The 23,221-nt window shown below is 56.6% G+C and carries 26 protein-coding genes and 1 CRISPR repeat array; of the genes, 21 read left to right on the forward strand and 5 right to left on the reverse strand.

The window, feature by feature from the left end:
* Positions 1 to 11 precede the first annotated feature (11 nt).
* Genes casA through cas2e form a run of 7 tightly spaced genes read left to right on the forward strand, consistent with a single transcriptional unit; the run spans position 12 to position 5,787 of the window.
* Positions 12 to 1,568, forward strand: a complete 1,557-nt coding sequence (casA, locus tag F8562_RS24255; RefSeq protein ID WP_042934159.1) for a type I-E CRISPR-associated protein Cse1/CasA — start codon at positions 12 to 14, stop codon at positions 1,566 to 1,568.
* The gene (gene casB, locus F8562_RS24260; protein WP_014839377.1) at positions 1,565 to 2,119 is read left to right on the forward strand and encodes a type I-E CRISPR-associated protein Cse2/CasB; all 555 of its coding nucleotides are present in this window, start codon (positions 1,565 to 1,567) and stop codon (positions 2,117 to 2,119) included. The genes casA and casB overlap by 4 nt, the downstream gene beginning before the upstream one ends.
* 11 nt (positions 2,120 to 2,130) lie before the next feature.
* The gene (gene cas7e, locus F8562_RS24265; protein WP_014839376.1) at positions 2,131 to 3,189 is read left to right on the forward strand and encodes a type I-E CRISPR-associated protein Cas7/Cse4/CasC; all 1,059 of its coding nucleotides are present in this window, start codon (positions 2,131 to 2,133) and stop codon (positions 3,187 to 3,189) included.
* A gap of 9 nt (positions 3,190 to 3,198) precedes the next feature.
* Positions 3,199 to 3,945, forward strand: coding sequence for a type I-E CRISPR-associated protein Cas5/CasD (cas5e, locus tag F8562_RS24270; protein ID WP_014839375.1), 747 nt, complete (start codon positions 3,199 to 3,201; stop codon positions 3,943 to 3,945).
* Entirely contained in the window at positions 3,927 to 4,571 is a 645-nt protein-coding gene (gene cas6e / locus F8562_RS24275) for a type I-E CRISPR-associated protein Cas6/Cse3/CasE (RefSeq protein ID WP_014839374.1), read from the forward strand. Before cas5e ends, cas6e begins: the two co-directional genes overlap by 19 nt.
* A 2-nt stretch (positions 4,572 to 4,573) precedes the next feature.
* On the forward strand, positions 4,574 to 5,494 hold the full coding sequence (gene cas1e / locus F8562_RS24280; protein WP_042934158.1) for a type I-E CRISPR-associated endonuclease Cas1e: 921 nt from the start codon (positions 4,574 to 4,576) through the stop codon (positions 5,492 to 5,494).
* Positions 5,494 to 5,787: a type I-E CRISPR-associated endoribonuclease Cas2e gene (cas2e, locus tag F8562_RS24285; protein ID WP_014839372.1), complete on the forward strand. Its 294-nt coding sequence runs from the start codon at positions 5,494 to 5,496 to the stop codon at positions 5,785 to 5,787. The genes cas1e and cas2e overlap by 1 nt, the downstream gene beginning before the upstream one ends.
* Positions 5,788 to 5,881: 94 nt before the next feature.
* A CRISPR array of direct repeats spans positions 5,882 to 7,252; the repeat unit is 29 nt; unit sequence GTGTTCCCCGCGCCAGCGGGGATAAACCG.
* A 169-nt stretch (positions 7,253 to 7,421) separates the two neighbouring features.
* On the opposite strand, the gene F8562_RS29375 is transcribed toward cas2e, so the two are convergent.
* Together F8562_RS29375 and F8562_RS24290 are read right to left on the reverse strand one after the other, a co-directional pair.
* Positions 7,422 to 7,571 carry a hypothetical protein gene (locus F8562_RS29375; RefSeq protein WP_014226590.1) on the reverse strand — a complete coding sequence of 50 codons (150 nt, stop codon included), beginning with the start codon at positions 7,569 to 7,571 and terminating at the stop codon, positions 7,422 to 7,424.
* 35 nt (positions 7,572 to 7,606) lie between these two features.
* Positions 7,607 to 8,662 carry an aminopeptidase gene (locus F8562_RS24290; RefSeq protein WP_151891949.1) on the reverse strand — a complete coding sequence of 352 codons (1,056 nt, stop codon included), beginning with the start codon at positions 8,660 to 8,662 and terminating at the stop codon, positions 7,607 to 7,609.
* A gap of 247 nt (positions 8,663 to 8,909) precedes the next feature.
* Between F8562_RS24290 and cysG the strand changes: the two genes are divergently transcribed.
* From cysG to rpoS, 13 genes are all read left to right on the forward strand, one after another.
* Complete coding sequence (gene cysG, locus F8562_RS24295) at positions 8,910 to 10,316, forward strand: siroheme synthase CysG (protein WP_014839366.1); 1,407 nt, start codon at positions 8,910 to 8,912, stop codon at positions 10,314 to 10,316.
* A 9-nt stretch (positions 10,317 to 10,325) separates the two neighbouring features.
* Positions 10,326 to 11,234, forward strand: a complete 909-nt coding sequence (cysD, locus tag F8562_RS24300; RefSeq protein ID WP_004104981.1) for a sulfate adenylyltransferase subunit CysD — start codon at positions 10,326 to 10,328, stop codon at positions 11,232 to 11,234.
* 9 nt (positions 11,235 to 11,243) lie between these two features.
* Entirely contained in the window at positions 11,244 to 12,671 is a 1,428-nt protein-coding gene (cysN, locus tag F8562_RS24305; protein WP_014226587.1) for a sulfate adenylyltransferase subunit CysN, read from the forward strand.
* A complete protein-coding gene (gene cysC / locus F8562_RS24310) occupies positions 12,671 to 13,276 on the forward strand; it encodes an adenylyl-sulfate kinase (protein ID WP_004853621.1) in 606 nt (201 codons plus the stop codon). The genes cysN and cysC overlap by 1 nt, the downstream gene beginning before the upstream one ends.
* Before the next feature lie 53 nt (positions 13,277 to 13,329).
* Entirely contained in the window at positions 13,330 to 13,656 is a 327-nt protein-coding gene (locus tag F8562_RS24315) for a DUF3561 family protein (RefSeq protein WP_014839365.1), read from the forward strand.
* 140 nt (positions 13,657 to 13,796) lie between these two features.
* Complete coding sequence (gene ftsB / locus F8562_RS24320) at positions 13,797 to 14,114, forward strand: cell division protein FtsB (RefSeq protein ID WP_004104977.1); 318 nt, start codon at positions 13,797 to 13,799, stop codon at positions 14,112 to 14,114.
* A 19-nt stretch (positions 14,115 to 14,133) separates the two neighbouring features.
* Complete coding sequence (gene ispD, locus F8562_RS24325; RefSeq protein WP_004853617.1) at positions 14,134 to 14,844, forward strand: 2-C-methyl-D-erythritol 4-phosphate cytidylyltransferase; 711 nt, start codon at positions 14,134 to 14,136, stop codon at positions 14,842 to 14,844.
* The gene (gene ispF / locus F8562_RS24330) at positions 14,844 to 15,323 is read left to right on the forward strand and encodes a 2-C-methyl-D-erythritol 2,4-cyclodiphosphate synthase (RefSeq protein ID WP_004853615.1); all 480 of its coding nucleotides are present in this window, start codon (positions 14,844 to 14,846) and stop codon (positions 15,321 to 15,323) included. Before ispD ends, ispF begins: the two co-directional genes overlap by 1 nt.
* On the forward strand, positions 15,320 to 16,369 hold the full coding sequence (gene truD, locus F8562_RS24335; protein WP_014226586.1) for a tRNA pseudouridine(13) synthase TruD: 1,050 nt from the start codon (positions 15,320 to 15,322) through the stop codon (positions 16,367 to 16,369). Before ispF ends, truD begins: the two co-directional genes overlap by 4 nt.
* Complete coding sequence (surE, locus tag F8562_RS24340) at positions 16,350 to 17,111, forward strand: 5'/3'-nucleotidase SurE (protein WP_042934156.1); 762 nt, start codon at positions 16,350 to 16,352, stop codon at positions 17,109 to 17,111. The genes truD and surE overlap by 20 nt, the downstream gene beginning before the upstream one ends.
* Positions 17,105 to 17,731 carry a protein-L-isoaspartate(D-aspartate) O-methyltransferase gene (locus tag F8562_RS24345; protein ID WP_009651549.1) on the forward strand — a complete coding sequence of 209 codons (627 nt, stop codon included), beginning with the start codon at positions 17,105 to 17,107 and terminating at the stop codon, positions 17,729 to 17,731. Before surE ends, F8562_RS24345 begins: the two co-directional genes overlap by 7 nt.
* 182 nt (positions 17,732 to 17,913) lie before the next feature.
* Positions 17,914 to 18,972, forward strand: coding sequence for a murein hydrolase activator NlpD (gene nlpD, locus F8562_RS24350; protein ID WP_223226746.1), 1,059 nt, complete (start codon positions 17,914 to 17,916; stop codon positions 18,970 to 18,972).
* Between the two features lie 159 nt (positions 18,973 to 19,131).
* Positions 19,132 to 20,124, forward strand: coding sequence for an RNA polymerase sigma factor RpoS (gene rpoS, locus F8562_RS24355; RefSeq protein ID WP_004104962.1), 993 nt, complete (start codon positions 19,132 to 19,134; stop codon positions 20,122 to 20,124).
* 65 nt (positions 20,125 to 20,189) lie between these two features.
* On the opposite strand, the gene F8562_RS24360 is transcribed toward rpoS, so the two are convergent.
* Entirely contained in the window at positions 20,190 to 20,567 is a 378-nt protein-coding gene (locus F8562_RS24360) for a hypothetical protein (protein ID WP_014839361.1), read from the reverse strand.
* Positions 20,564 to 21,778, reverse strand: a complete 1,215-nt coding sequence (locus tag F8562_RS24365) for an MFS transporter (protein ID WP_014226583.1) — start codon at positions 21,776 to 21,778, stop codon at positions 20,564 to 20,566. The genes F8562_RS24360 and F8562_RS24365 overlap by 4 nt, the downstream gene beginning before the upstream one ends.
* Positions 21,779 to 21,885: 107 nt before the next feature.
* Here F8562_RS24365 and F8562_RS24370 point away from each other — a divergent pair, with 107 nt between their 5' ends.
* Positions 21,886 to 22,773, forward strand: coding sequence for a LysR family transcriptional regulator (locus F8562_RS24370; protein WP_014839360.1), 888 nt, complete (start codon positions 21,886 to 21,888; stop codon positions 22,771 to 22,773).
* On the opposite strand, the gene F8562_RS24375 is transcribed toward F8562_RS24370, so the two are convergent.
* Positions 22,770 to 23,186: a MarR family winged helix-turn-helix transcriptional regulator gene (locus tag F8562_RS24375; RefSeq protein ID WP_004853601.1), complete on the reverse strand. Its 417-nt coding sequence runs from the start codon at positions 23,184 to 23,186 to the stop codon at positions 22,770 to 22,772. The genes F8562_RS24370 and F8562_RS24375 overlap by 4 nt on opposite strands.
* Positions 23,187 to 23,221: the final 35 nt, after the last annotated feature.

Here is a 23,221-nt window from a genome sequence, read left to right on the forward strand (position 1 = left end):
CAGATACCCGCATGGATAATTTCTCACTTTTAACAACCCCCTGGCTCCCTGTTCATTTGAAAGACGGGTCCACGGGAAAGCTGGCGCCAGTGAACCTGGCAGATGAAAGCGTGGTGGATATCGCCGCCGCGCGGGCGGATTTACAGGGCGCGGCCTGGCAGTTTCTGCTGGGGGTATTGCAGTGCAGTATGGCGCCGAAAAACCATTCTCGCTGGGAAGATGTCTGGTTCGAAGGGCTGAGCGCAGATGCGCTTCAGCGAGCGCTGGAACCGCTGAAGCCTGCATTCCAGTTTGGTGCTGATACGCCCTCTTTTATGCAGGATTTCGAGCAGCTAAGCGGAGAGAAAGTTTCTATCGCCTCTCTGCTACCGGAAATCCCCGGCGCGCAAACCACTAAGTTTAATAAAGATCATTTTGTTAAGCGCGGCGTCACGGAGCGCTTTTGCCCGCACTGCGCGGCGCTGGCGTTATTTTCGTTGCAGCTTAATGCGCCATCAGGCGGAAAAGGTTATCGCACCGGACTGCGCGGCGGCGGGCCGATGACCACGCTGATTGAATTGCAGGAATACCAGGGTAACCGACAAACGCCGCTGTGGCGCAAGCTGTGGCTCAACGTTATGCCGCAGGATAGCGCCGGTATGCCTGTGCCTGAAAGGTATGATGAAACCATTTTTCCCTGGCTGGCCCCTACCCGTACCAGCGAACAGGCAAGCGCAGTCACCACGCCGGAGCAGGTGAATCCCCTCCAGGCCTATTGGGGAATGCCGCGACGCATTCGCCTTGATTTTAACGCGACTCATTCGGGCCGCTGCGATCTCTGCGAAAGCGAAAGTCATGAGTTGCTCAGCGGGATGACCGTGAAGAACTATGGGGTTAACTATGCCGGATGGATACATCCGCTAACGCCTTATCGCCTGCCTTTGAAGGAGGGCAGTGAACGCTATTCCGTCAAGCCGCAGCCCGGCGGGCTTATCTGGCGCGACTGGCTGGGTTTAAATCAGCAAGGCGCTTCGGAAAATAACACCGAATATCCGGCGTTAGTCGTTACAACATCCAGCGCGCGCAGCCTCAAGGACGTAAAAGTTGGGCTGTGGGGCTTTGGTTATGATTTTGAGAATATGAAGGCCCGCTGCTGGTATGAACACCATCTTCCGCTGATCTTAACCGAAAATATTATTCCTGAACTGCGCCAGGCCGCACAAACGGCGTCGCGCAACCTTAGCCTGTTGCGCAGTGCGTTAAAAGAGGCCTGGTTTGCTGATGCCAAAGGCGCCCGCGGCGACTTCAGCTTTATTGATATCGACTTCTGGCATCTCACGCAGGGATGCTTTCTTGAACTGATGCGCGATCTTGAAAACGGCCAGAACGCAGACGAAAGGCTGAACCGATGGCAAACGAATATTTGGCTGTTTACCCGCAGCTACTTTGATGATCACGTTTTTACCAACCCTTACGAGGGTATCGATCTCAAACGCATTATGCTGGCGCGTAAAAAATATTTCACCAAATCGGCGGAGAAGCAGAGCGCAAAAACCGCCAGGGCAAAAAAGCAGGAGGCTGCTGAATGAGTATCGTGAAGGACGACCATAGGGCTACGCTGCGCCGGTGGCATCAAGATTTACAGGAAAAACGCGGCCTGCGTGCCAGCCTGCGGCGCAGCAAGACGGTGAATGAAGCCTGCTTGTCGGAGGGATTTCGCTCCCTGCTGATGCAGACTCACTCGTTATGGAAAATTGATGGGCAGGAGTGGCGTTTTACCGCGCTGGCGTTAACGGCAGCGTTGGCCGCACACGTTAAATCTATTGATGAACGCCAGAAGTTTGCTGCCCAGCTAGGCCAGATGACGGGCAATAACCCGGTCATGTCCGAACGGCGTTTTTCCCGGCTGTCTGCGGTGAAAACGTCTGACGAACTGCTGCGCCAGCTACTGCGTGCCGTTCAGTTGCTCAATGGCGTGGTGAACCTTACCTCACTGGCGGAAGACGTTTTCATCTGGTGTCGGGAAAACGACGAACTGCTAAGCCATATCCGCCGCCGCCAGCGGCCGACTGAATTTATCCGTATCCGCTGGGCGCTGGAATATTACCAGGCCGGTGAAGCTAACAATGACGATCAATAAGGGACTACCAGATGACTACATTTATTCAGCTGCATTTACTCACAGCTTATCCGGCTGCCAACCTGAACCGCGACGACACTGGTTCCCCGAAAACCGTCGTGCTCGGCGGAGCGACGCGTCTGCGCGTTTCTTCGCAAAGCCTGAAGCGTTCCTGGCGCACTTCTGAACTTTTTGAACAGGCGCTGGCCGGAAATATTGGTATCCGTAGCGGACGTATTGCCCGCGAAGCGGCAAATATTCTGATCGAAAAAGGTATTGAGCCGAAAAAAGCGGTTGAGTGGGTAGAAAGCATCGCCAACTGCTTTGGTAAAGTGAAAGCCGATAAGAAAGCAAAAGATGTACTGACCAACGCCGAAACGGAACAACTGGTGCATATCAGCCCGGTCGAGTTCGAGGCGGTAAAAGCGCTGGCGCATCGTCTGGCGGAAGAAAAACGTGCGCCGAAAGAAGAAGAACTCGCTTTATTACGTCGCGACCGTATGGCTGTCGATATTGCAATGTTTGGCCGCATGCTGGCCAATAAGCCGGAATTCAACGTTGAAGCCGCCTGTCAGGTCGCACACGCTTTCGGCGTCAGCGAAACGATTGTAGAAGACGATTTCTTTACCGCTGTTGATGATCTTCGTAAGACTTCGCTAGAAGATGCCGGTGCCGGACACCTCGGCGAAGCCGGATTCGGCTCCGCGCTGTTTTACACCTATATCTGCATCGACAGAGACCTGCTGGTGAAAAATCTCAACGGTGATGAGGAGCTGGCGAATAAAACGCTGCGTGCCTTCACTGAAGCGGCGCTGAAAGTCTCGCCAACCGGCAAGCAAAACAGTTTCGCCAGCCGCGCCTATGCGTCCTGGGCGCTGGCAGAAAAAGGTATCGATCAACCGCGTTCCCTGGCAGCGGCGTTTTACAATCCGATCAACGGAACCAATCAGCTTGATGTTGCCGTAAAACGTATCACCGAACTGCGTGAAAATATGAATAAAGTCTATGGGCAGCAAACGAAGTCCATCGGTTTTGATGTGATGCAACAGCAGGGAAGTATGAAAGACGTACTGGACTTTATCTGCGCGTAAGGGGCGGCTATGAGCCAATATCTGGTTTTTCAGCTTCACGGGCCGATGGCCTCCTGGGGCGTAGATGCGCCCGGCGAAGTGCGCCACACCCACGAGCTGCCCTCGCGTTCGGCTCTGCTGGGTTTACTGGCGGCCGCACTTGGCATTCGCCGTGATGAAGAAGAGCGCTTGAACGCGTTTAATCAGCACTACTCTTTTCTGCTGTGTGCGAGTCAGGAACCGTGCTGGGCGCGAGACTACCATACGGTTCAGATGCCGAAGGAGGTACGTAAAGCCCGTTATTTCAGCCGTCGTGAAGAGCTGAGCGATCCTGAACTGCTCAGCGCGCTGATCTCCCGACGGGACTATTACACCGATGCCTGGTGGATGGTGGCGCTCGCGCAAACGCCTGATGCGCCCTGTTCGCTGGAGCAACTGCGGGATGCACTACAGCATCCTGTATTTCCTTTGTATCTGGGGCGAAAAAGTCATCCTCTGGCTTTGCCACTTGCGCCGTTGTTGCTGGAGGGTTCCGCACCGGATGTGCTGAACGAGGCGTATCACCAGTATCGGGAGAAGTTCAACAAGGTAAATATTCGACTAGCGGAACTGCAACCTGAGTGCTGGTGGGAAGGTGAGCATGACGGCCTGAATGCTAATAAAGTCTTACGTCGTCGCGACAGGCCGATGAGCCGCCAGCAGTGGACGTTTGGCGAGCGTACCGTTAATCAAGGATCGCTGTTCAACAAGGAGGAACCGTGTACCTCGCAAAAATAACGCTGTATACCAGCCAGCTTTTACCATCACAGCTATTACAGCTGGTGGATCGCGGAGAATATGTGATGCACCAGTGGCTTTGGGAGTTATTTCCCGGAGGGCAGGAGCGGCAGTTTCTTTATCGTCGTGAAGAGATGCAGGGAGCCTTTCGCTTCTTTGTACTTTCTACACAACCTCCAGTAGAGAGTAATATTTTTGATATCGAATACCGTTTGTTTGCTCCAGCATTAAGTTCGGGGCAGATACTGCGTTTTAACCTGCGTGCTAACCCAACAATTTGTAAGGCGGGCAAACGTCACGACTTGCTGATGGAGGCTAAGCGTCAGGTGAGAGGGCAGGTTAATGGCCCGGATATCTGGCAGTATCAGCAGCGGGCGGCGCAGGACTGGCTGGTGCGCCAGGGCGAGCAGAACGGATTCTCACTGTGTGAGGTGAATGTGGATGCCTATCGCCAGCAGCAGGTTGTGCGGGCGAAATCGCGCCAGATGATCCAGTTCAGCAGCGTGGATTATTCTGGCGTGCTGGTGGTTAACGAACCCGGGTTGTTTTTGCAACGTTTGGCTCAGGGATACGGTAAAAGCCGGGCTTTCGGCTGTGGGTTGATGTTGATTAAACCTGGAGACTGAAAGTGGCTTTTGTATCTCTAAGTCCAATCCCGCTAAAGGATCGCACATCGATGATTTTTCTCCAGTACGGGCAGATTGACGTACTGGATGGCGCTTTTGTTCTGATCGATAAGACCGGGATCCGCACGCATATTCCGGTTGGATCGGTGGCCTGCATCATGTTGGAGCCGGGAACGCGAGTTTCTCACGCGGCGGTGAGGCTGGCATCTACGGTGGGGACCTTGCTGGTGTGGGTGGGAGAGGCGGGGGTACGCGTGTACTCTGCCGGGCAGCCCGGCGGAGCGCGGGCGGATAAGCTGCTTTATCAGGCGAAGCTGGCGCTGGATGATGATTTACGTCTGAAAGTGGTGCGAAAAATGTACGAGCTGCGTTTTCATGAACCCCCTCCAGCGCGACGTTCTATTGAGCAACTGCGGGGTATCGAAGGGGCTCGCGTCCGTCAGACTTACTCGTTATTAGCTAAACAGTACGGTGTGAAGTGGCATGGTCGTAATTACGATCCTAAAGATTGGGAAAAGGGTGATGTGGTGAACCAGTGCATCAGCGCGGCGACCTCATGTTTTTACGGAATTTCAGAAGCAGCGGTGCTGGCGGCTGGTTACGCCCCCGCTATCGGTTTTATCCATAGCGGCAAGCCTCTTTCATTTGTTTATGATATCGCGGATATCATCAAATTTGAGTCAGTCGTCCCTAAGGCATTTGAAATCGCTGCTCGCGCACCCGCTGAGCCCGATCGAGAAGTCAGACTGGCCTGTCGTGATATTTTTCGCAGTACTAAGCTGACCGGAAAACTCATTCCTTTGATTGAAGAAGTGCTCGCAGCTGGTGAGATTGAGCCACCTCAGCCAGCGGCGGATATGCTGCCACCGGCAATACCAGAACCGCAGCGACTTGGCGACGGCGGGCATCGGGGAGGTGGGTGATGAGTATGGTGATGGTTGTTACGGAAAACGTGCCGCCGCGTCTGCGAGGACGGCTTGCCATATGGTTACTGGAGATTCGAGCCGGTGTGTATGTTGGCGATATCTCAAAACGTGTGCGGGAGATGATCTGGCAACAGGTTACACAATTAGGAGGCGTTGGAAACGTTGTGATGGCTTGGGCAACGAATACAGAATCAGGTTTTGAGTTCCAAACCTGGGGTGAAAATCGACGTATTCCGGTAGATTTGGATGGTCTGAGATTGGTTTCTTTTCTTCCCATTAAAAATCAGTAGGTTATAAGTTCTTTAATAAAAAGGAATTGTTGAACATAAGTTGGTAAATTGTTGCTGTCTGAAAATTGTAATAAAAAACAAATATATATATTTAGTGTTCCCCGCGCCAGCGGGGATAAACCGCAACGCGGAACGGAAGAGCCAGGCACACAGTTGTGTTCCCCGCGCCAGCGGGGATAAACCGGTTATATTAACGTTGATGTAAATAACTATCTCGTGTTCCCCGCGCCAGCGGGGATAAACCGGATTATACGTTTGGCTCATGCTCAGGCGCTCTGTGTTCCCCGCGCCAGCGGGGATAAACCGGCTGGTGTATCAGGCGACCAAATGGCCGATATGTGTTCCCCGCGCCAGCGGGGATAAACCGGTAAAGTTAGAGACTGGCTTGCTGCTTATATGGTGTTCCCCGCGCCAGCGGGGATAAACCGGAACCGAGGTCATCTATAAGTCAACCTCTCAGGTGTTCCCCGCGCCAGCGGGGATAAACCGACGAGGCCACCGCGCTGGTGGTTCGCGTCGAGGTGTTCCCCGCGCCAGCGGGGATAAACCGAAAAAATCCCCGGTGTGCAAGACCGAGGATTCGTGTTCCCCGCGCCAGCGGGGATAAACCGCATTGCGACAAGGTGGCAGCCTTACGCAAACTGTGTTCCCCGCGCCAGCGGGGATAAACCGCGCACCCACAGTGTCGGCTGGCGACCGGCCTGGTGTTCCCCGCGCCAGCGGGGATAAACCGCCGACCTCGGCGAAGCGATGGGCGACAAGGTCGTGTTCCCCGCGCCAGCGGGGATAAACCGCGTCCGTCGAATTCGGCGGCCTGATCAAAACGGTGTTCCCCGCGCCAGCGGGGATAAACCGGTGGATGGCCAGTTCTCCTCTTCGGACTACTTGTGTTCCCCGCGCCAGCGGGGATAAACCGGGAATAGACACAGTGCTTAAGTTAGCCGATACGTGTTCCCCGCGCCAGCGGGGATAAACCGGCCACCCAGGCCAACGAGTCAGCATACGAGAGGTGTTCCCCGCGCCAGCGGGGATAAACCGGCCAGACCATTCGTGAACGTTCTGCAGTAGGAGTGTTCCCCGCGCCAGCGGGGATAAACCGTCTCTCGTACCCAGATACGGTCGCCGACAGTAGTGTTCCCCGCGCCAGCGGGGATAAACCGTGCTGAGCTGGTAGAGGCGCTGGAGAAGGCGCGTGTTCCCCGCGCCAGCGGGGATAAACCGCACACTCTATTTCTTTTTTCACCCCCAAAAACGTGTTCCCCGCGCCAGCGGGGATAAGCCGTCTTCAGAGCGCACCCTTGCTGTTCAGGCTGCGTGTTCCCCGCGTCAGCGGGGATAAACCGCAATGGTAACAAGTGATCCGAGCGCAATCATCGTGTTCCCCGCGCTAGCGGGGATAAACCGGACTCACGAAACGCTTGGTTGATGTCTGAATGGTGTTCCCCGCGCCAGCGGGGATAAACCGCCCGGAGGAAACGTGGCAACAGTTCAATACACGTGTTCCCCGCGCCGCCATCCTTATTATCCTGTACTTTATTTTTTCCAGCATTCTTTAGTGTGGCAAAGTCCGCTTCCAGGTAATACTTGCCAAATTTTGGGCTCATGGGAACAGTGCGCCGTTTTTAACATAGCGCTTATACAGACGTTTTACCGATGCTGGGTTCCGAGCCCAAATCCAACCCGTCCTGCCAGACGCGCTGCCAGATATAAACCTGGCTGTCGGCGATGGATCGCGTGCTGGCAGCCAGTAGCAACAATGGTATTAAAAAATGAAAACGCATCATGGCGACAGTCCTTGTTGCCGGATTTTATCGTTAGTCTATTTTGAGGCGGGTATCTTCTCCGCCTTCGCCAGCTCTTTCACCAGCGGTAGCATCACTTTCATCACATCGCGTCCGCGATGCTCAATACGCCCCGGCAGCGCTTTATCAATATACTGCAGGTTATCCAGCTGTACGTCATGCCAGCTCGTGCCCTGTGGGAAGCTGCGTGATTTGCTCCGCTGCTGATAACCGTCTTTCTTACCCAATGACCAGTTGGTCGCTTCCACCGACAGTACCGGGATCCCGGCGCTATCAAAAACGCTGGCGTCGTTGCAGCAGCCGGTGCCTTTCGGGAAGTCCCGGTTCATCCCAGGATTGGTGAAGGCCGCGATGCCGTGGCTACGGGCGATAGCCAGCGCCCGGTCGCGGGTGAGCTTGCGCACCGATGCTGGCGTGCTGCGGCCGCTATTAAAGTACAGCTTATCGCCCACGACCAGGTTATCGAGATTAATCACCAGCAGGGTGTTTTTCTTTTCCGCGTCGCTCATGCGCTTAAGCAGATTCTGCGCACCCAGCCGGCCTTCTTCTTCGCCGCTGGTGGCAACGAAGCGAATACCGTAACGGGTAGGAACGTTCTTTAACTGTTCAGCAAGTTCCAGCATGACGCCGAGACCCATCGCGTTGTCGTCTATCCCCTGCAGGGTCAGGCCGCCGAGGTTGTTTTTAACATCTTTATCGCTCTGCGGCGCGTAGGTATCCAGGTGCGCCATGATAATAATCTGCTGGCGAGATTGGCCTTCATGAGCGGCGATCACCGTACTGCCGGTGGCGTTATGCCAGTTTTTACGCTGATTGCTATCGGTATAGACGTAGCGGGTATTGAAGCTGCGCACATCGCTCTGGTAACCCATCCGGGCGAACTGCTGGCGGAGATAATCGGCCGACAGCATCTCGGCCGGCGTGCCGGTCATTCTTCCGGGATAAAAGGTGGCGATATGACGAGCCTGGGCATTGGCAGTTTCGCCCGGGGCGCTGAATGCCGGGGCGGCGGAGAAGACAAAACCTGCGCCCAACGCCAGGGGGAGCAGGCGACGGCACAATGCGGAAAACATAGGGGGGTCCTTTAGCACTTAAAACAATTTCACCCGCGTAGTATGAAACTGTGACCGGGGTTAAACAATTTCAATCGCTCTTAAATGGTGGAAAAACCGCGTGTTAAGCACTTTTTGATATTTGCTTTTCCAGGTCGTTATTCTTTTGAGTAACAACTCATTCCATTTCGTAATTTCATTTGCTCTAAACCGCACCCTATAGTCGCTCTATTGCTGATTGTAAGAGAGTTGTTGCGCAGTGGAATACTTGCCGATATTTGCCGAAGTGAAAGACAGACCCGTGCTGGTGATCGGCGGCGGCGAGATAGCCGCGCGTAAGATTACGTTTTTGCTGCGCGCTGAAGCGAAGGTGCAAATTGTCGCCGAAATGCTGATGCCGGAACTTGCCGAAAAGGTCGAGCGCGAGGAAATTCAGTGGCGGGCAACCGTATTCGAAGAGCAGCAGCTTGACGACGTATTCCTGGTGATTGCCGCCACGGAAGATGACGAGCTGAACCAACGCGTTTATGTCGCGGCTAACGCGCGCTATCGGCTGGTCAACGTCGTGGATAATCAGGCGCTGTGCTCGTTTGTCTTTCCATCCATTGTCGATCGCTCTCCGCTGCTGGTGGCTATCTCTTCCAGCGGAAAAGCGCCGGTGCTGTCGCGGATTTTGCGCGAAAAAATCGAAGCGCTGCTGCCCACCAACCTTGGGCGGCTGGCTGAAACGGCGAGCTACTGGCGTCACCATATTAAAACCCATCTGAAAACCACCGCCGAACGCCGCCGCTTTTGGGAGCGCGTGTTTACAGGTCGCTTTGCCAGCCTGATGCTGGCGGGCAATAAAGATGAAGCGGAAAAAGCGCTGGAAGATGAACTTCGGCAGCCGGAAAAACGCCCTGGTGAAATTATTCTCGTCGGGGCAGGGCCAGGCGATGCCGGATTGCTGACCCTGCGCGGCCTGCAGGCCCTTCAGCAGGCGGACGTGGTGTTTTACGACAACCTGGTCACCCCGGAAGTACGTGAACTGGTGCGCCGGGACGCGGAGACAATCTGCGTCGGCAAAAGCGCCGCCGGCGTATCTGTACCGCAGCAGGAGATCAACCGCCTGCTGCTGGAAGCGGCGAAAGCGGGCAAGACGGTGATTCGCCTGAAGGGCGGCGACCCGTTTATTTTTGGCCGCGGCGGTGAAGAGCTGCAGGCCGCAGCCGAAGAGGGCATTCCATTTCAGGTCGTTCCGGGCGTCACGGCGGCGGCGGGCGCAACGGCCTATGCCGGTATTCCGCTGACGCATCGTGATTATGCCCAGAGCGTAACCTTTATTACCGGGCACTTTGGCGCTGAAAATTCGCCGCTCGACTGGGCGCGGCTGGCGCAAAGCGGCCAGACCCTGGCGATTTATATGGGCAGCCTGAAAGCGGCGGAAATCAGCGCTCAGCTGATCGCCAACGGCCGCGGAGGCGATACCCCGGTGGCGGTAATCTCGCGCGGCACTCGCGCCGATCAGCAAACGAAGACCGGCACATTACAACAGCTTGAAAACCTGGCGAAAGACGCCCCGATGCCCGCGCTGCTGGTGGTGGGTGAAGTGGTGCAATTACATCAACAGCTCGCCTGGTTTCAACACACCTCATCCTCAGACGCCTTCAAGGCTTCTGTAGTAAATCTGGCTTAAGGAACGGTTATGGACCAAAAACGACTTACTCACCTGCGGCAACTGGAGGCGGAAAGCATCCATATCATTCGTGAGGTGGCCGCCGAATTCTCTAACCCGGTGATGATGTACTCCATCGGCAAAGACTCCAGCGTGATGCTGCATCTGGCGCGTAAAGCGTTTTATCCAGGCACCCTGCCGTTCCCGCTGCTGCACGTCGATACCGGCTGGAAATTCCGCGAAATGTACGAGTTCCGTGACCGTACAGCTAAAGCCTACGGCTGTGAGCTGCTGGTGCACAAAAACCCGGAAGGGGTAGCGATGGGGATTAACCCGTTCGTTCACGGCAGCGCCAAGCATACCGATATCATGAAAACCGAAGGCCTCAAGCAGGCGCTGAACAAATACGGCTTCGATGCCGCGTTCGGCGGCGCCCGTCGCGATGAAGAGAAATCCCGCGCTAAAGAGCGTATTTACTCCTTCCGCGACCGCTTCCACCGCTGGGATCCGAAAAACCAGCGCCCGGAGCTGTGGCACAACTATAACGGCCAGATTAACAAGGGCGAAAGTATCCGCGTGTTCCCGCTCTCCAACTGGACCGAGCTGGACATCTGGCAGTACATCTATCTGGAAAATATTGAAATTGTTCCGCTGTACCTGGCGGCGGAGCGTCCGGTGCTGGAGCGCGACGGGATGCTGATGATGATCGATGACGATCGCATCAATTTACAGCCCGGCGAGATGATCAAAAAACAGATGGTACGCTTCCGCACCCTCGGCTGCTGGCCGCTGACCGGCGCGGTGGAGTCCAATGCGCAAACGCTGCCGGAGATCATCGAAGAGATGCTGGTCTCGACCACCAGCGAACGACAGGGGCGCGTGATTGACCGCGACCAGGCAGGCTCCATGGAGCTGAAGAAACGTCAGGGTTATTTCTAAGGAGCCGCCATGAATACGACTATTGCACAACAAATTGCCAATGAAGGCGGCGTTGAAGCCTACCTGCATGCCCAGCAGCACAAAAGCCTGCTGCGCTTTTTGACCTGCGGCAGCGTCGACGATGGCAAAAGTACGCTGATTGGCCGCCTGCTGCACGATACCCGTCAGATTTACGAAGATCAGCTCTCTTCGCTGCATAACGACAGCAAACGTCACGGTACCCAGGGCGAAAAACTCGATCTGGCGCTGCTGGTGGACGGTCTGCAGGCCGAGCGTGAGCAGGGCATTACCATTGACGTCGCCTATCGTTATTTCTCTACCGAGAAGCGCAAATTTATTATCGCCGACACCCCGGGACACGAACAGTATACCCGCAACATGGCGACCGGCGCGTCAACCTGCGACCTGGCGATCCTGCTGATCGACGCGCGCAAAGGCGTGCTCGATCAAACCCGTCGTCACAGCTTTATCTCCACGCTGCTGGGGATCAAACACCTGGTGGTGGCGGTGAATAAAATGGACCTCGTCGATTTTAGCGAAGAGACCTTTAACACCATCCGTGAAGCGTATCTGACCTTTGCTGAACAGCTGCCAGGCGATCTCGATATTCGCTTTGTCCCGCTTTCCGCGCTTGAAGGGGACAACGTCGCCAGCCAGAGCGATAAAATGCCGTGGTACAGCGGCCCGACGCTGCTGGAAGTGCTGGAAACCGTTGAGATTCAGCGCGTGGTGGAAAGCCAGCCGCTGCGCTTCCCGGTGCAGTACGTCAACCGCCCGAACCTCGACTTCCGCGGGTTCTCCGGTACGGTTGCCGCCGGCAGCGTGAGCGTAGGACAGCGCCTGAAAGTGCTGCCGTCGGGGGTGGAATCCACCGTGGCGCGCATTGTCACCTTTGACGGCGATCTGCCGGAAGCGGCGGCCGGGGAAGCGATCACTCTCGTTCTGAAGGATGAAATTGATATCAGCCGCGGTGACCTGCTGGTGGACGCGACTGTCTCTCTGCCTGCGGTACAAAGCGCCAGCGTTGATGTGGTATGGATGGCGGAGCAGGCGCTAACGCCTGGCCAGAGCTATGACATTAAAATCGCCGGTAAGAAAACCCGCGCCCGCGTGGATGGTGTACGCTACCAGGTCGATATTAACAACCTGACCCAGCGTGAAGTGGAATCGCTGCCGCTCAACGGCATTGGGCTGGTGGATCTGACTTTCGACGAGCCGCTGGTACTCGATAAATACCAGGATAACCCGGTCACCGGGGGCCTGATTTTTATCGATCGTTTGACTAACGTGACCGTTGGCGCAGGGATGGTACGCGAACCGAACGAGCAGGCTCAGGCAGGCGCTTCGCAATACAGCGCGTTTGAGCTTGAGCTGAACCAGCTTATTCGCAAGCACTTCCCGCACTGGGACGCCCGCGACCTGCTGGGAGGCAAGTAATGGCCCGGCATGACGAAAACGTCGTCTGGCACGCGCATCCTGTCACGCAGGCGCAGCGCGAGCAGCATCATGGCCATCGCGGCGTGGTGCTGTGGTTCACCGGGCTTTCGGGCTCGGGGAAATCCACCGTTGCCGGCGCGCTGGAAGAGGCGCTGCATCGGCTCGGCGTGAGCACCTATTTACTGGATGGCGATAACGTGCGTCACGGCCTGTGCAGCGATCTTGGCTTCAGCGACGACGACCGCAAAGAAAACATTCGCCGGGTGGGTGAAGTGGCGAAGCTGATGGTGGATGCCGGGCTGGTAGTATTGACTGCGTTTATATCACCGCATCGCGCAGAGCGGCAGATGGTGCGCGAACGTTTGGGCGAAGGGCGCTTTATTGAAGTCTTTGTCGATACGCCGCTGGCGATCTGCGAAGCGCGGGATCCGAAAGGGCTGTACAAGAAGGCACGGGCCGGGGAGCTGCGCAACTTTACCGGAATTGATTCAGTGTATGAATCCCCGGAGCGCGCCGAAATTCACCTCGACGGTGAACAATTGGTAACAAATTTGGTGCACCAATTATTAGACCTGCTACGACAGAGCGATATTATCAGATCCTGAAACGGCTGCGGCATCATCACAGGATGCCGATCGCCAGGTCAACAGGATTCGATATGCGCAATACCCAGAACATCAGTATTATTCGTTCAGAACCGCCGCCGGCAGTCAGCGACGAGACCACCTGGTCTCTGTCGGGCGCTGCCGTTGGCTTTATTTCATGGCTGCTGGCGCTGGGTATTCCCTTCCTGATCTATGGCAGTAACACGCTATTTGTCTTCCTCTACACCTGGCCGTTCTTCCTGGCATTAATGCCGGTTGCCGTCGTGGTTGGCATCGCGCTGCATTCGCTAATGGACGGCAAACTTCAGTACAGCGTCTGCGCGACGATTTTAACCGTCGGACTGATGTTCGGTCTGCTGTTCCTCTGGCTACTGGGGTAGTCCTTTCTACGAATGAATCTAGCCTGGGTATCAACGGTAAAAATGTGGTACAGTCCCCGCGTTACGCGGCGTCGTCCGCGCGCCAGAGTAGAGAACTCGGGCGAGTTATGGGATGATGATGCCGTTTTTCAGGGGGCAGGATGGGTAAACTAACGCTGCTGTTATTGGCTTTGCTGGTCTGGCTGCAGTACTCGCTATGGTTCGGCAAAAATGGTCTGCACGACTATAGCCGGGTTAACGACGATGTCTCCGCGCAGCAGGCAACGAACGCTAAATTAAAAGCACGCAACGATCAGCTGTTCGCCGAAATTGACGACCTCAACGGCGGTCAGGAAGCTATCGAAGAGCGCGCGCGCAATGAACTCAGTATGACCCGCCCGGGCGAAACGTTTTATCGTCTGGTGCCGGATGCGTCAAAACGCAACCAGGCCGCGGGGCAACAGCAGAATAATCGATAAACAGGCCCAGGATTACAACATGGCAGCCACTTTTCCGGGCGTTTGCGCCGTGGTGCCGGCAGCCGGTTTTGGCCGCCGCATGCAAACGGAATGCCCTAAACAATATCTCTCAATCGGTAACAAAACGATTCTCGAGCACGCGGTCGCCGCGCTGCTGGCAAACCCCCTTATACAGCGGGTAGTGATTGCCGTCAGCCCGGGCGACGTTCGCTTCAGCCAACTGCCGTTGGCGAACCACTCCCAAATCACCGTCGTTGATGGCGGCACGGAACGCGCGGACTCCGTTCTCGCTGGCCTGAAGGTTCTTGGCGAAGCCGACTGGGTGCTGGTGCACGATGCCGCGCGCCCCTGCCTGCACCAGGACGATCTCAGCCGCCTGCTTCAGCTATGCCAAACCAGCCGTACGGGCGGCATTCTGGCCGCTCCGGTTCGCGACACGATGAAGCGCGCGGAGCCGGGCAGGGCAGCCATCGCCCATACCGTTGAACGTAACGATTTATGGCACGCGCTGACGCCGCAATTTTTCCCTCGCGAACTGCTTGTTGATTGCCTGACGCGGGCGCTTAATGAAGGGGCGACCATCACCGACGAAGCCTCGGCGCTGGAGTACTGCGGCTTTCATCCTGAACTGGTCGCCGGACGAGCTGATAATATTAAAGTGACGCGCCCGGAAGACCTGGCGCTGGCCGAATTTTACCTTACCCGTTCCCGACACCAGGAGAAGGCTTAATGCGAATTGGACACGGTTTTGACGTACACGCTTTTGGCGGTGAAGGCCCAATCATCATCGGCGGCGTGCGCGTACCCTACGAGAAAGGGCTGCTGGCCCACTCCGACGGCGACGTCGCGCTGCACGCGCTGACCGATGCGCTGCTCGGCGCGGCGGCGCTGGGCGACATCGGCAAGCTGTTCCCGGATACCGACCCGGCCTTTAAGGGCGCCGACAGCCGCGAACTGCTGCGCGAAGCGTGGCGGCGGATTCAGGCGAAAGGCTATACCCTTGGCAACGTTGACGTCACCATTATCGCCCAGGCGCCAAAAATGCTGCCGCATATTCCCCAGATGCGCATCTTTATTGCCGAAGATCTCGGTTGCCATATGGACGATGTTAACGTCAAAGCCACCACCACGGAAAAGCTGGGCTTTACCGGTCGCGGCGAAGGTATTGCCTGTGAAGCGGTGGCGCTGCTGCGTAAGGCGGAGAAATGATCGCTTTTGACGAACTCACTTATCTGCATGGAAAACCGCTGAGCCAGGGGCTGCTAAAAGCCAACCCGGAGGACTTCGTGGTGGTTGAGGATCTCGGCTTTGCGCCTGACGGCGAAGGCGAGCATGTGCTGGTGCGTATTCTGAAAAACGGCTGCAATACCCGTTTTGTTGCTGACGCGCTGGCAAAATTCCTTAAAATTCATGCGCGTGAAGTGAGCTTTGCCGGGCAGAAGGACAAACACGCGGTCACTGAACAGTGGCTGTGCGCCCGAGTGCCGGGCAAAGAGATGCCCGACCTGAGCAAATTTCAGCTTGAAGGCTGTCAGGTACTGGAGTACGCGCGCCATAAGCGCAAGCTGCGCCTCGGGGCGCTGAAGGGGAACCAGTTTACGCTGGTGCTGCGCGAAATCAGCGATCGCGACGATGTCGAAACGCGTTTACAGGCGATTGCTGAGCATGGCGTACCCAACTATTTTGGCGCCCAGCGCTTCGGTATCGGCGGCAGTAACCTGCTGGGGGCGCTGCGCTGGGCCGAGAGCGGCGCGCCGGTGCGCGATCGCAATAAACGCAGTTTTTGGTTGTCGGCGGCCCGCAGCGCATTGTTTAATCAACAGGTTGGTATTAGATTAAAAAAACCGGAATTTAATCAGGTTGTTGATGGCGATGCGCTACAATTAGCGGGGCGCGGAAGCTGGTTCGTTGCGGCCTCTGAAGAACTGACGGAACTCCAGGCGCGGGTAGATAACCGCGAGCTGATGATTACCGCAGCGCTTGTGGGCAGCGGCGATTGGGGAAGCCAACGGGATGCGCTGGCCGCCGAGCAGGCGGCAGTGGTCGAAGAGACGCAGCTACAGGCGCTGCTGGTGCGTGAAAAAGTAGAGGCCGCCCGCCGGGCGATGCTGCTTTATCCCCAGCAGATGAGCTGGAACTGGTGGGATGACGTTACCGTTGAACTGCGTTTCTGGCTGCCCGCGGGCAGCTTCGCCACCAGCGTAGTAAGGGAGCTTATCAATACAACGGGTGACTATGCGAATATTGCTGAGTAACGATGATGGGATTCATGCGCCGGGCATTCAGACCCTGGCAAAGGCCTTACGGGAATTCGCTGAGGTTCAGATAGTTGCACCCGATCGTAACCGCAGCGGAGCGTCGAACTCCCTGACGCTGGAATCTTCGCTTCGCACTTTCACTTTTGATAACGGCGATATCGCCGTACAAATGGGCACGCCGACGGACTGTGTTTATCTCGGGGTCAACGCCCTGATGCGGCCGCGTCCGGATATCGTGGTTTCCGGCATTAACGCCGGACCCAACCTCGGTGACGACGTCATCTATTCCGGCACCGTTGCCGCCGCGATGGAAGGCCGTCATCTGGGCTTTCCGGCGCTGGCCGTCTCGCTAAACGGCTATCAGCATTACGATACCGCCGCTGCGGTCACCTGCTCTATTCTGCGCGCTTTAAACCGCGAGCCGCTGCGCACCGGGCGCATTCTCAATATCAACGTGCCGGATCTGCCTCTTGAGCAGATCAAAGGTATCCGCGTGACCCGCTGCGGCAGTCGCCATCCTTCCGACCAGGTGATCCCGCAAAAAGATCCGCGCGGCAATACGCTGTACTGGATCGGACCGCCGGGCGAAAAGTACGACGCCGGGCCGGATACCGACTTTGCCGCCGTGGATGAAGGCTATGTGTCGGTCACGCCGCTACACGTCGATTTAACCGCCCACGGCGCGCATGAGGTGGTTAGCGGCTGGCTGGATCGCGTTGGAGTTGATACGCAATGGTAAGTAAACGTGTTGAAAGTCTTCTCAATCAGCTCCGCACGCAGGGCATTATTGACGAGCGCGTGCTGAACGCGATCGCCATGGTGCCGCGAGAAAAGTTTGTTGATGAAGCCTTTGAACATAAGGCGTGGGAAAACACGGCGCTGCCGATTGGTCAGGGGCAAACCATCTCGCAACCCTACATGGTGGCGCGGATGACCGAGCTTCTGACGCTAACGCCGGAGTCCCGGGTGCTGGAAATCGGCACCGGCTCTGGCTATCAGACGGCGATTCTGGCGCATCTGGTGCATCACGTTTGCTCGGTTGAGCGAATTAAGAGTTTGCAGTGGCACGCGCGCCGTCGTCTTAAACAACTTGATTTACATAATGTTTCAACCCGTCACGGCGATGGATGGCAGGGTTGGCAGGCGCGTGCGCCGTTCGACGCGATTATCGTTACCGCCGCGCCGCCGGAAATTCCGGCCGCGCTGCTGGCGCAGCTGGACGATGGCGGCGTACTGGTGCTGCCGGTTGGCGAAGAGCATCAGTTCCTGAAGCGGATCCGTCGGCGCGGCAACGAGTTTGTCATTGATACTGTCGAAGCCGTGCGCTTTGTTCCCCTCGTGAAGGGGGAGTTAGCCTGAACCCGGATTATTCCAGGTTTTTTTGCCTGCATTTAGGCATAGGGTGGACACATTTTTCGTGTCCTGGCCGGGCGCCGTCCGGTGAGCAAGATATTGGTAGTTAACATATTCCTGGGGGATAAATGAGCGCGGGAAGCCCAAATTTTACCTTAAGCCGCATTGCGGCTTTATCACTGGTGTCACTGTGGCTGGCAGGCTGCAGCAGCTCCAACAATCCGCCTGCGCCGGTCAGCTCGGCTGGCGGGACTTCGTCTTCCAGCACGAATTCCGGAATGCTGATCACGCCTCCATCCAATAACGTTCCGCAGGCGCGCCCGGTACAAACGCAGCCGGTGCAGACGCAGCCCGCTCAGGTCCAGCCGATGGCTCAGGAGCCGGTACAAACGGTGAACGGCAAAATTGTCTACAATCGTAAGTATGGGGATATTCCGAAAGGTAGCTATACCGGCGGCAGTACCTATACTGTTAAACGCGGCGACACGCTATTCTATATTGCGTGGGTCACCGGGAACGACTTCCGCGACCTGGCGCAGCGTAATAATATCCCGGCGCCGTACGGACTGAACGTGGGTCAGACGCTGCAGGTTGGCAACGCATCCGGTCAGCCAATCACCGGAGATAACCCTGTCGCCCAGGCCAGCGTGAAGGCCAGCAGCGGCGGGATGTTAACCGCAAATTCTGCACAAAAATCCACCGCGGTGGTTGCGTCCCAACCAACTATTACGTATTCTGAATCTTCAGGTGAACAGAGTGCTAATAAGATGTTGCCGAATAACAAGCCTGCGACGACAACAACCGTCGCGCCTGTTACGGCCCCGGCTGTCAGCACAACCCAATCGACTGCAAGCAGTACGTCAACCAGTTCGCCGATCTCTTCATGGCGCTGGCCGACTGATGGCAAGGTTATCGAGAACTTTAGTGGTGCCGAAGGTGGCAATAAAGGTATTGATATTGCAGGCAGTAAAGGACAGGCTATTGTCGCGACCGCAGATGGGCGCGTCGTCTATGCCGGTAACGCACTGCGCGGTTACGGTAATCTTATTATCATCAAACACAACGATGATTACCTGAGCGCCTACGCACATAACGATACGATGCTGGTAAAAGAGCAACAAGATATCAAGGCGGGGCAGAAAATCGCTACCATGGGTAGCACAGGTACAAGTTCTACACGTTTGCATTTTGAAATTCGTTACAAGGGGAAATCCGTCAACCCGCTGCAGTATTTACCGCAGCGATAATTTGGCAAAGTACGGATAAGCTCAGTATCGCTAAAAGAGGCGCCAGGGCGGCCAGAATGCCTGCTTTACCGGGGCAGAAAAGGTTCTCGTCCGGGCGTCTTTTAAGTGATGTTTAGCGGAAGGTGCTTTGCTCAGGGATCACGGGTAGGAGCCATCTTTATGAGTCAGAATACGCTGAAAGTTCATGATTTAAATGAAGACGCGGAATTTGATGAGAACGGAGTCGAGGTTTTTGATGAGAAAGCCTTAGTTGAAGAGGAACCCAGTGATAGCGATCTGGCTGAGGAAGAGCTTCTTTCGCAGGGAGCAACCCAACGGGTGCTCGATGCGACGCAGCTTTATCTTGGAGAGATTGGTTATTCCCCACTGCTGACGGCCGAAGAAGAGGTTTATTTTGCGCGTCGCGCGCTGCGTGGTGACGTTGCGTCACGCCGCCGGATGATCGAAAGTAACCTGCGTCTGGTCGTCAAGATAGCCCGCCGTTACGGCAATCGCGGTCTGGCTCTGCTGGATCTGATTGAAGAAGGTAACCTGGGGCTGATTCGCGCAGTTGAGAAGTTTGACCCGGAACGTGGGTTCCGTTTTTCGACTTACGCGACCTGGTGGATTCGCCAAACGATTGAACGGGCGATCATGAACCAAACCCGTACCATTCGTTTACCTATCCATATCGTCAAAGAGCTGAACGTTTATCTGCGTACCGCACGCGAGTTGTCCCATAAGCTGGACCACGAGCCAAGCGCGGAAGAGATAGCCGAACAGCTGGATAAGCCAGTTGATGACGTGAGCCGCATGCTGCGTCTGAACGAGCGCATTACCTCGGTGGATACACCGCTGGGCGGCGACTCGGAAAAAGCGCTGCTGGATATTCTGGCCGATGAAAAAGACAACGGCCCGGAAGACACCACGCAGGACGATGACATGAAACAAAGCATCGTCAAATGGCTGTTCGAACTGAACGCCAAGCAGCGTGAAGTGCTGGCTCGTCGCTTTGGTCTGCTCGGCTATGAAGCCGCGACGCTTGAGGATGTGGGCCGCGAAATTGGCCTGACCCGCGAACGCGTGCGTCAGATCCAGGTAGAAGGTCTCCGCCGTCTGCGGGAGATCCTGCAAAGCCAGGGGCTGAACATCGAAGCGCTGTTCCGCGAGTAAGACACCTTTCTTAAAAAAGGCTCAATCGTTTGATTGGGCCTTTTTCTTTTTTGGGCCTCCGTCGCTTACGCGATCGCCGTCTCGTGGAGGTGCCGCCAGATGATTTTCTCTTCCTGCAGACGGAAAAGAACCGTCGACCAGCGCGCGGTTTCCGCTTTACCGGGGAGCGCGTGTATTTCCCGGTAGCTCACCGCTGCGCCATCGCGCCATTCGGCAAGTATGACGGCACTATCGACGACAATCTTTAAGCCCGGACGGCTGGCGCGAGCCCCGTGAAAAAAGGCGCTGACCGCCTGATGATCCATGCGCATACCGTTTATCGGGATCATGGTAAAGTCCGGGCTAAAGCGACGCATCAGCGCGTCGGCGCTCCCTTCACCCTGATTCAGCCAGTTTTCTATAGCCACGTGGGCCGCAATAACTTCCGCAATATAGCGATTCATTTGTTCTCCATTTTACCGTGCAGGCGCATGATTATCGCCCGGTTATCGAAGGTAAGGCAGCCCAGCAGCGGCGCCAGGGTCAACGCGGCGGCGGCGATAAATACGCCACGCCACGCCTGCGGCGTTGGCCAGTAAAGCAAAAAGGCGCTCAGTAAGGCTGCCAGTAGCGCAGATCCCATCAGGAAACTGAGCTGGCGGTTAAGATTCCACAGCGCGCTGGCGTCCGGCATATCGCCGTTTGCCACATTCAGAAACGCGCTGCTCTGGGCCGTACTGCTGCACAGGCTGCCGCCTGCGCCCATGAATATAAATGCCGCGATTAACATACTGCTGGCGGTATGGGCATTGACGCCAGCCAGGGTGACGATCCCGACTGCCTGGAGAAGGCAGCCTACCGCGATAAGCGGGCGAGGGCCGAGACGATTGAAATAGCGGCCGGTCGTCGCGATCGCCACAAACGAGGCCAGCGACCACGGAAGCATCAGGGCGCCGATGGCGGAGGGCGACATCCCCGTCACGCTTTGTAAATAAAACATCCCGACGACATTGATGCCAATAAAAGTCCCCGGCACGCAGAGATAGACCAGCATTGAAAAGCGCAGCAGCGGATCGCGCAGTAGCGAGAGACGCAGGAGTCCCCCCGGCCGCGCGACGCGTCTCTCATCCTTAATCCACAGCGCTGCCAGTCCGAACGTCAGCAGCGCGATCGGCAGGCTGGCAAAGAAAACCCAGCGCCAGCTGAGCGACTGCACCAGCACCCCGCCGATCGCCGGCGAGCACGCCGGCGCCAGCAGCCCGACCAGCATCACCGCGGCGGAAAGTTTCGCCCGCTCGTGAGGCCTGAACTGTTGCCAGGTTAGCGACTGGCCTGGCGGAATCAATAGTCCGCCGCCCATCCCCTGCAGGGCGCGCCACATGACAAGGCTGGTCAACGAGTCGGCCATTCCTGCGGCCAGAGCCCCAAAGCTAAATATGCTGAGCGAAAGCAGGAATACCCGCCGGGTACCAAACTGCTGGCTGAGCCAGGCGCTAAACGGCAGTACCAGCGTGAGCCCGGCAATATAGCCATTGCTGACCCACGCCAGTTCGCCCACCGACGCGTGCAGCGTCCGGCCCATCGCCGGAAAGGCGACGCTGGCGATGAACATATTGATTAAGTCGAGAAAGAAACCCAGCAGAAAAACGGTTGCGACCTTGCTGCGATACGTCATTGATTAAACCCCCCGTGAAGGCCGCTACTGTAAACCTCAGCGTCAGGGCGAATAAACACGACATTCGGAGATATACTGTCTGAAATTTTTTGACAATTGGCGGCGCGATGCTGAACCTGCAGCGGATGAACATGTTTGTAGCGGTGGTCGATAGCGGAAGTTTTACCGCGGCGGCGACGGCGCTGGGGCAGACCAAGGCGGTGGTGAGTTTCAACATTCGCCAGCTGGAGAGCGAGCTGGGTGTTACGCTGCTGTTGCGATCGACCCGTCGGCTGACGCTGACGGAAGCCGGTTCGCTCTTCTATCATCGCGGGGTCGCGCTGCTGAAAGCGGCGGAAAACCTGCAGGACGACGTCCGGGGCAGCCACGTGGGGTTGAGCGGTGAACTGCGGATCACAACGACGCCAGAATATGGCGCGCAGGTGATTATCCCGGCGCTGGCGGAGTTCAGCCAGCGGCATCCAGCGCTCCGCGTGCGCCATGTTTCTTCTTCTCACCACGCGGATTTAATCTCCGAACGGTTTGACGTGGCGATTCGCCTCGGGACGCTGGCGGATTCGCGCTACCGCGCGGCGCTGATATCGCGTTTTGCCATCGTCCCGGTTGCTGCCCCATCATGGCTGGCGCAGCATCCTGTAAAGACGCTTGAGGAGCTGGCCCACGCGGCGTGGATTATTCATGAACGTCTGACCGCGCCGCTCCGCTGGCCGCTTACCGGGCCCGATGAGGAGAGCATCGCCTTCGAGATTAAACAGGCGCCGCGGCTGTCGGCAGATAGCGCCAGCGCGCTGATGGCCTTTGCGCTAGCGGGCAGCGGCATCGCGCTGCTGCCCGAATGGCTGGTGGCCGCTGCGCTGGCAGACAGCGCGCTGGTGAAGGTGATGCCGGCGTTTAGCTTTCCGCGCCAGGGGGTGTACGCGGTTTACCCAGACGCGCAGCACGTTCCCGTCAGGGTCCGGGCGTTTATTGATTTTCTCCGCGAGCGCCTGGGTTAATTGGGTTCTCGCGCTATCAGCTTGTGGATGATTTGCGAAAACTGCTGGCGCTCTTCATCGTTCAGCCGACCTAAAAATTCTTCATCAACGGCGTTACCCAGCGGCATTGAGCTTGCCAGTAGCGCTTCGCCTTCTGCGGTTAAATAGACAAACCGACGGCGTTTGTCCGCCGGATCGTGTTCGCGACGAACCAGACCGCGGCTCTCCATTCGGCTCAGCATCTCCGCCAGCGTCGCTTTCGTGCTGACCGCCGCTTCCGTTAGCGTCACCTGTTCAATGCCGGGATGTTCGGCAATGGAACGCATCACCGCATACTGCGGTTTGGTGAGGTCCGGCAGTTCAAGCTGCCAGCGGGCGGTGTGCTGCTGAAAAAGCTGGCGTAGCAGGTGAAACGCCTCGTTTTTTAACTCCATGACAACTCCGTAATCAAACCGTCGGTTCTATGATA

The organism is Klebsiella sp. RCJ4, from assembly GCF_009025755.1.
GTDB classification, from domain to species: domain Bacteria; phylum Pseudomonadota; class Gammaproteobacteria; order Enterobacterales; family Enterobacteriaceae; genus Klebsiella; species Klebsiella michiganensis.

Bases quoted from the DNA above. Each gene is read 5' to 3' on its own strand.
- F8562_RS24315 (WP_014839365.1), top strand. From the start codon at position 13,330: ATGCGCAATACCCAGAACATCAGTATTATTCGTTCAGAACCGCCGCCG.
- F8562_RS24370 (WP_014839360.1), top strand. From the start codon at position 21,886: ATGCTGAACCTGCAGCGGATGAACATGTTTGTAGCGGTGGTCGATAGC.
- casB (WP_014839377.1), top strand. From the start codon at position 1,565: ATGAGTATCGTGAAGGACGACCATAGGGCTACGCTGCGCCGGTGGCAT.
- surE (WP_042934156.1), top strand. From the start codon at position 16,350: ATGCGAATATTGCTGAGTAACGATGATGGGATTCATGCGCCGGGCATT.
- F8562_RS24360 (WP_014839361.1), bottom strand. From the start codon at position 20,567: ATGAATCGCTATATTGCGGAAGTTATTGCGGCCCACGTGGCTATAGAA.
- cysC (WP_004853621.1), top strand. From the start codon at position 12,671: ATGGCCCGGCATGACGAAAACGTCGTCTGGCACGCGCATCCTGTCACG.
- F8562_RS24375 (WP_004853601.1), bottom strand. From the start codon at position 23,186: ATGGAGTTAAAAAACGAGGCGTTTCACCTGCTACGCCAGCTTTTTCAG.
- cysN (WP_014226587.1), top strand. From the start codon at position 11,244: ATGAATACGACTATTGCACAACAAATTGCCAATGAAGGCGGCGTTGAA.
- rpoS (WP_004104962.1), top strand. From the start codon at position 19,132: ATGAGTCAGAATACGCTGAAAGTTCATGATTTAAATGAAGACGCGGAA.
- casA (WP_042934159.1), top strand. From the start codon at position 12: ATGGATAATTTCTCACTTTTAACAACCCCCTGGCTCCCTGTTCATTTG.
- ispD (WP_004853617.1), top strand. From the start codon at position 14,134: ATGGCAGCCACTTTTCCGGGCGTTTGCGCCGTGGTGCCGGCAGCCGGT.
- ispF (WP_004853615.1), top strand. From the start codon at position 14,844: ATGCGAATTGGACACGGTTTTGACGTACACGCTTTTGGCGGTGAAGGC.
- cas7e (WP_014839376.1), top strand. From the start codon at position 2,131: ATGACTACATTTATTCAGCTGCATTTACTCACAGCTTATCCGGCTGCC.
- F8562_RS24365 (WP_014226583.1), bottom strand. From the start codon at position 21,778: ATGACGTATCGCAGCAAGGTCGCAACCGTTTTTCTGCTGGGTTTCTTT.
- F8562_RS24345 (WP_009651549.1), top strand. From the start codon at position 17,105: ATGGTAAGTAAACGTGTTGAAAGTCTTCTCAATCAGCTCCGCACGCAG.
- truD (WP_014226586.1), top strand. From the start codon at position 15,320: ATGATCGCTTTTGACGAACTCACTTATCTGCATGGAAAACCGCTGAGC.
- F8562_RS29375 (WP_014226590.1), bottom strand. From the start codon at position 7,571: ATGATGCGTTTTCATTTTTTAATACCATTGTTGCTACTGGCTGCCAGC.
- cysD (WP_004104981.1), top strand. From the start codon at position 10,326: ATGGACCAAAAACGACTTACTCACCTGCGGCAACTGGAGGCGGAAAGC.
- cas5e (WP_014839375.1), top strand. From the start codon at position 3,199: ATGAGCCAATATCTGGTTTTTCAGCTTCACGGGCCGATGGCCTCCTGG.
- cas2e (WP_014839372.1), top strand. From the start codon at position 5,494: ATGAGTATGGTGATGGTTGTTACGGAAAACGTGCCGCCGCGTCTGCGA.
- ftsB (WP_004104977.1), top strand. From the start codon at position 13,797: ATGGGTAAACTAACGCTGCTGTTATTGGCTTTGCTGGTCTGGCTGCAG.
- F8562_RS24290 (WP_151891949.1), bottom strand. From the start codon at position 8,662: ATGTTTTCCGCATTGTGCCGTCGCCTGCTCCCCCTGGCGTTGGGCGCA.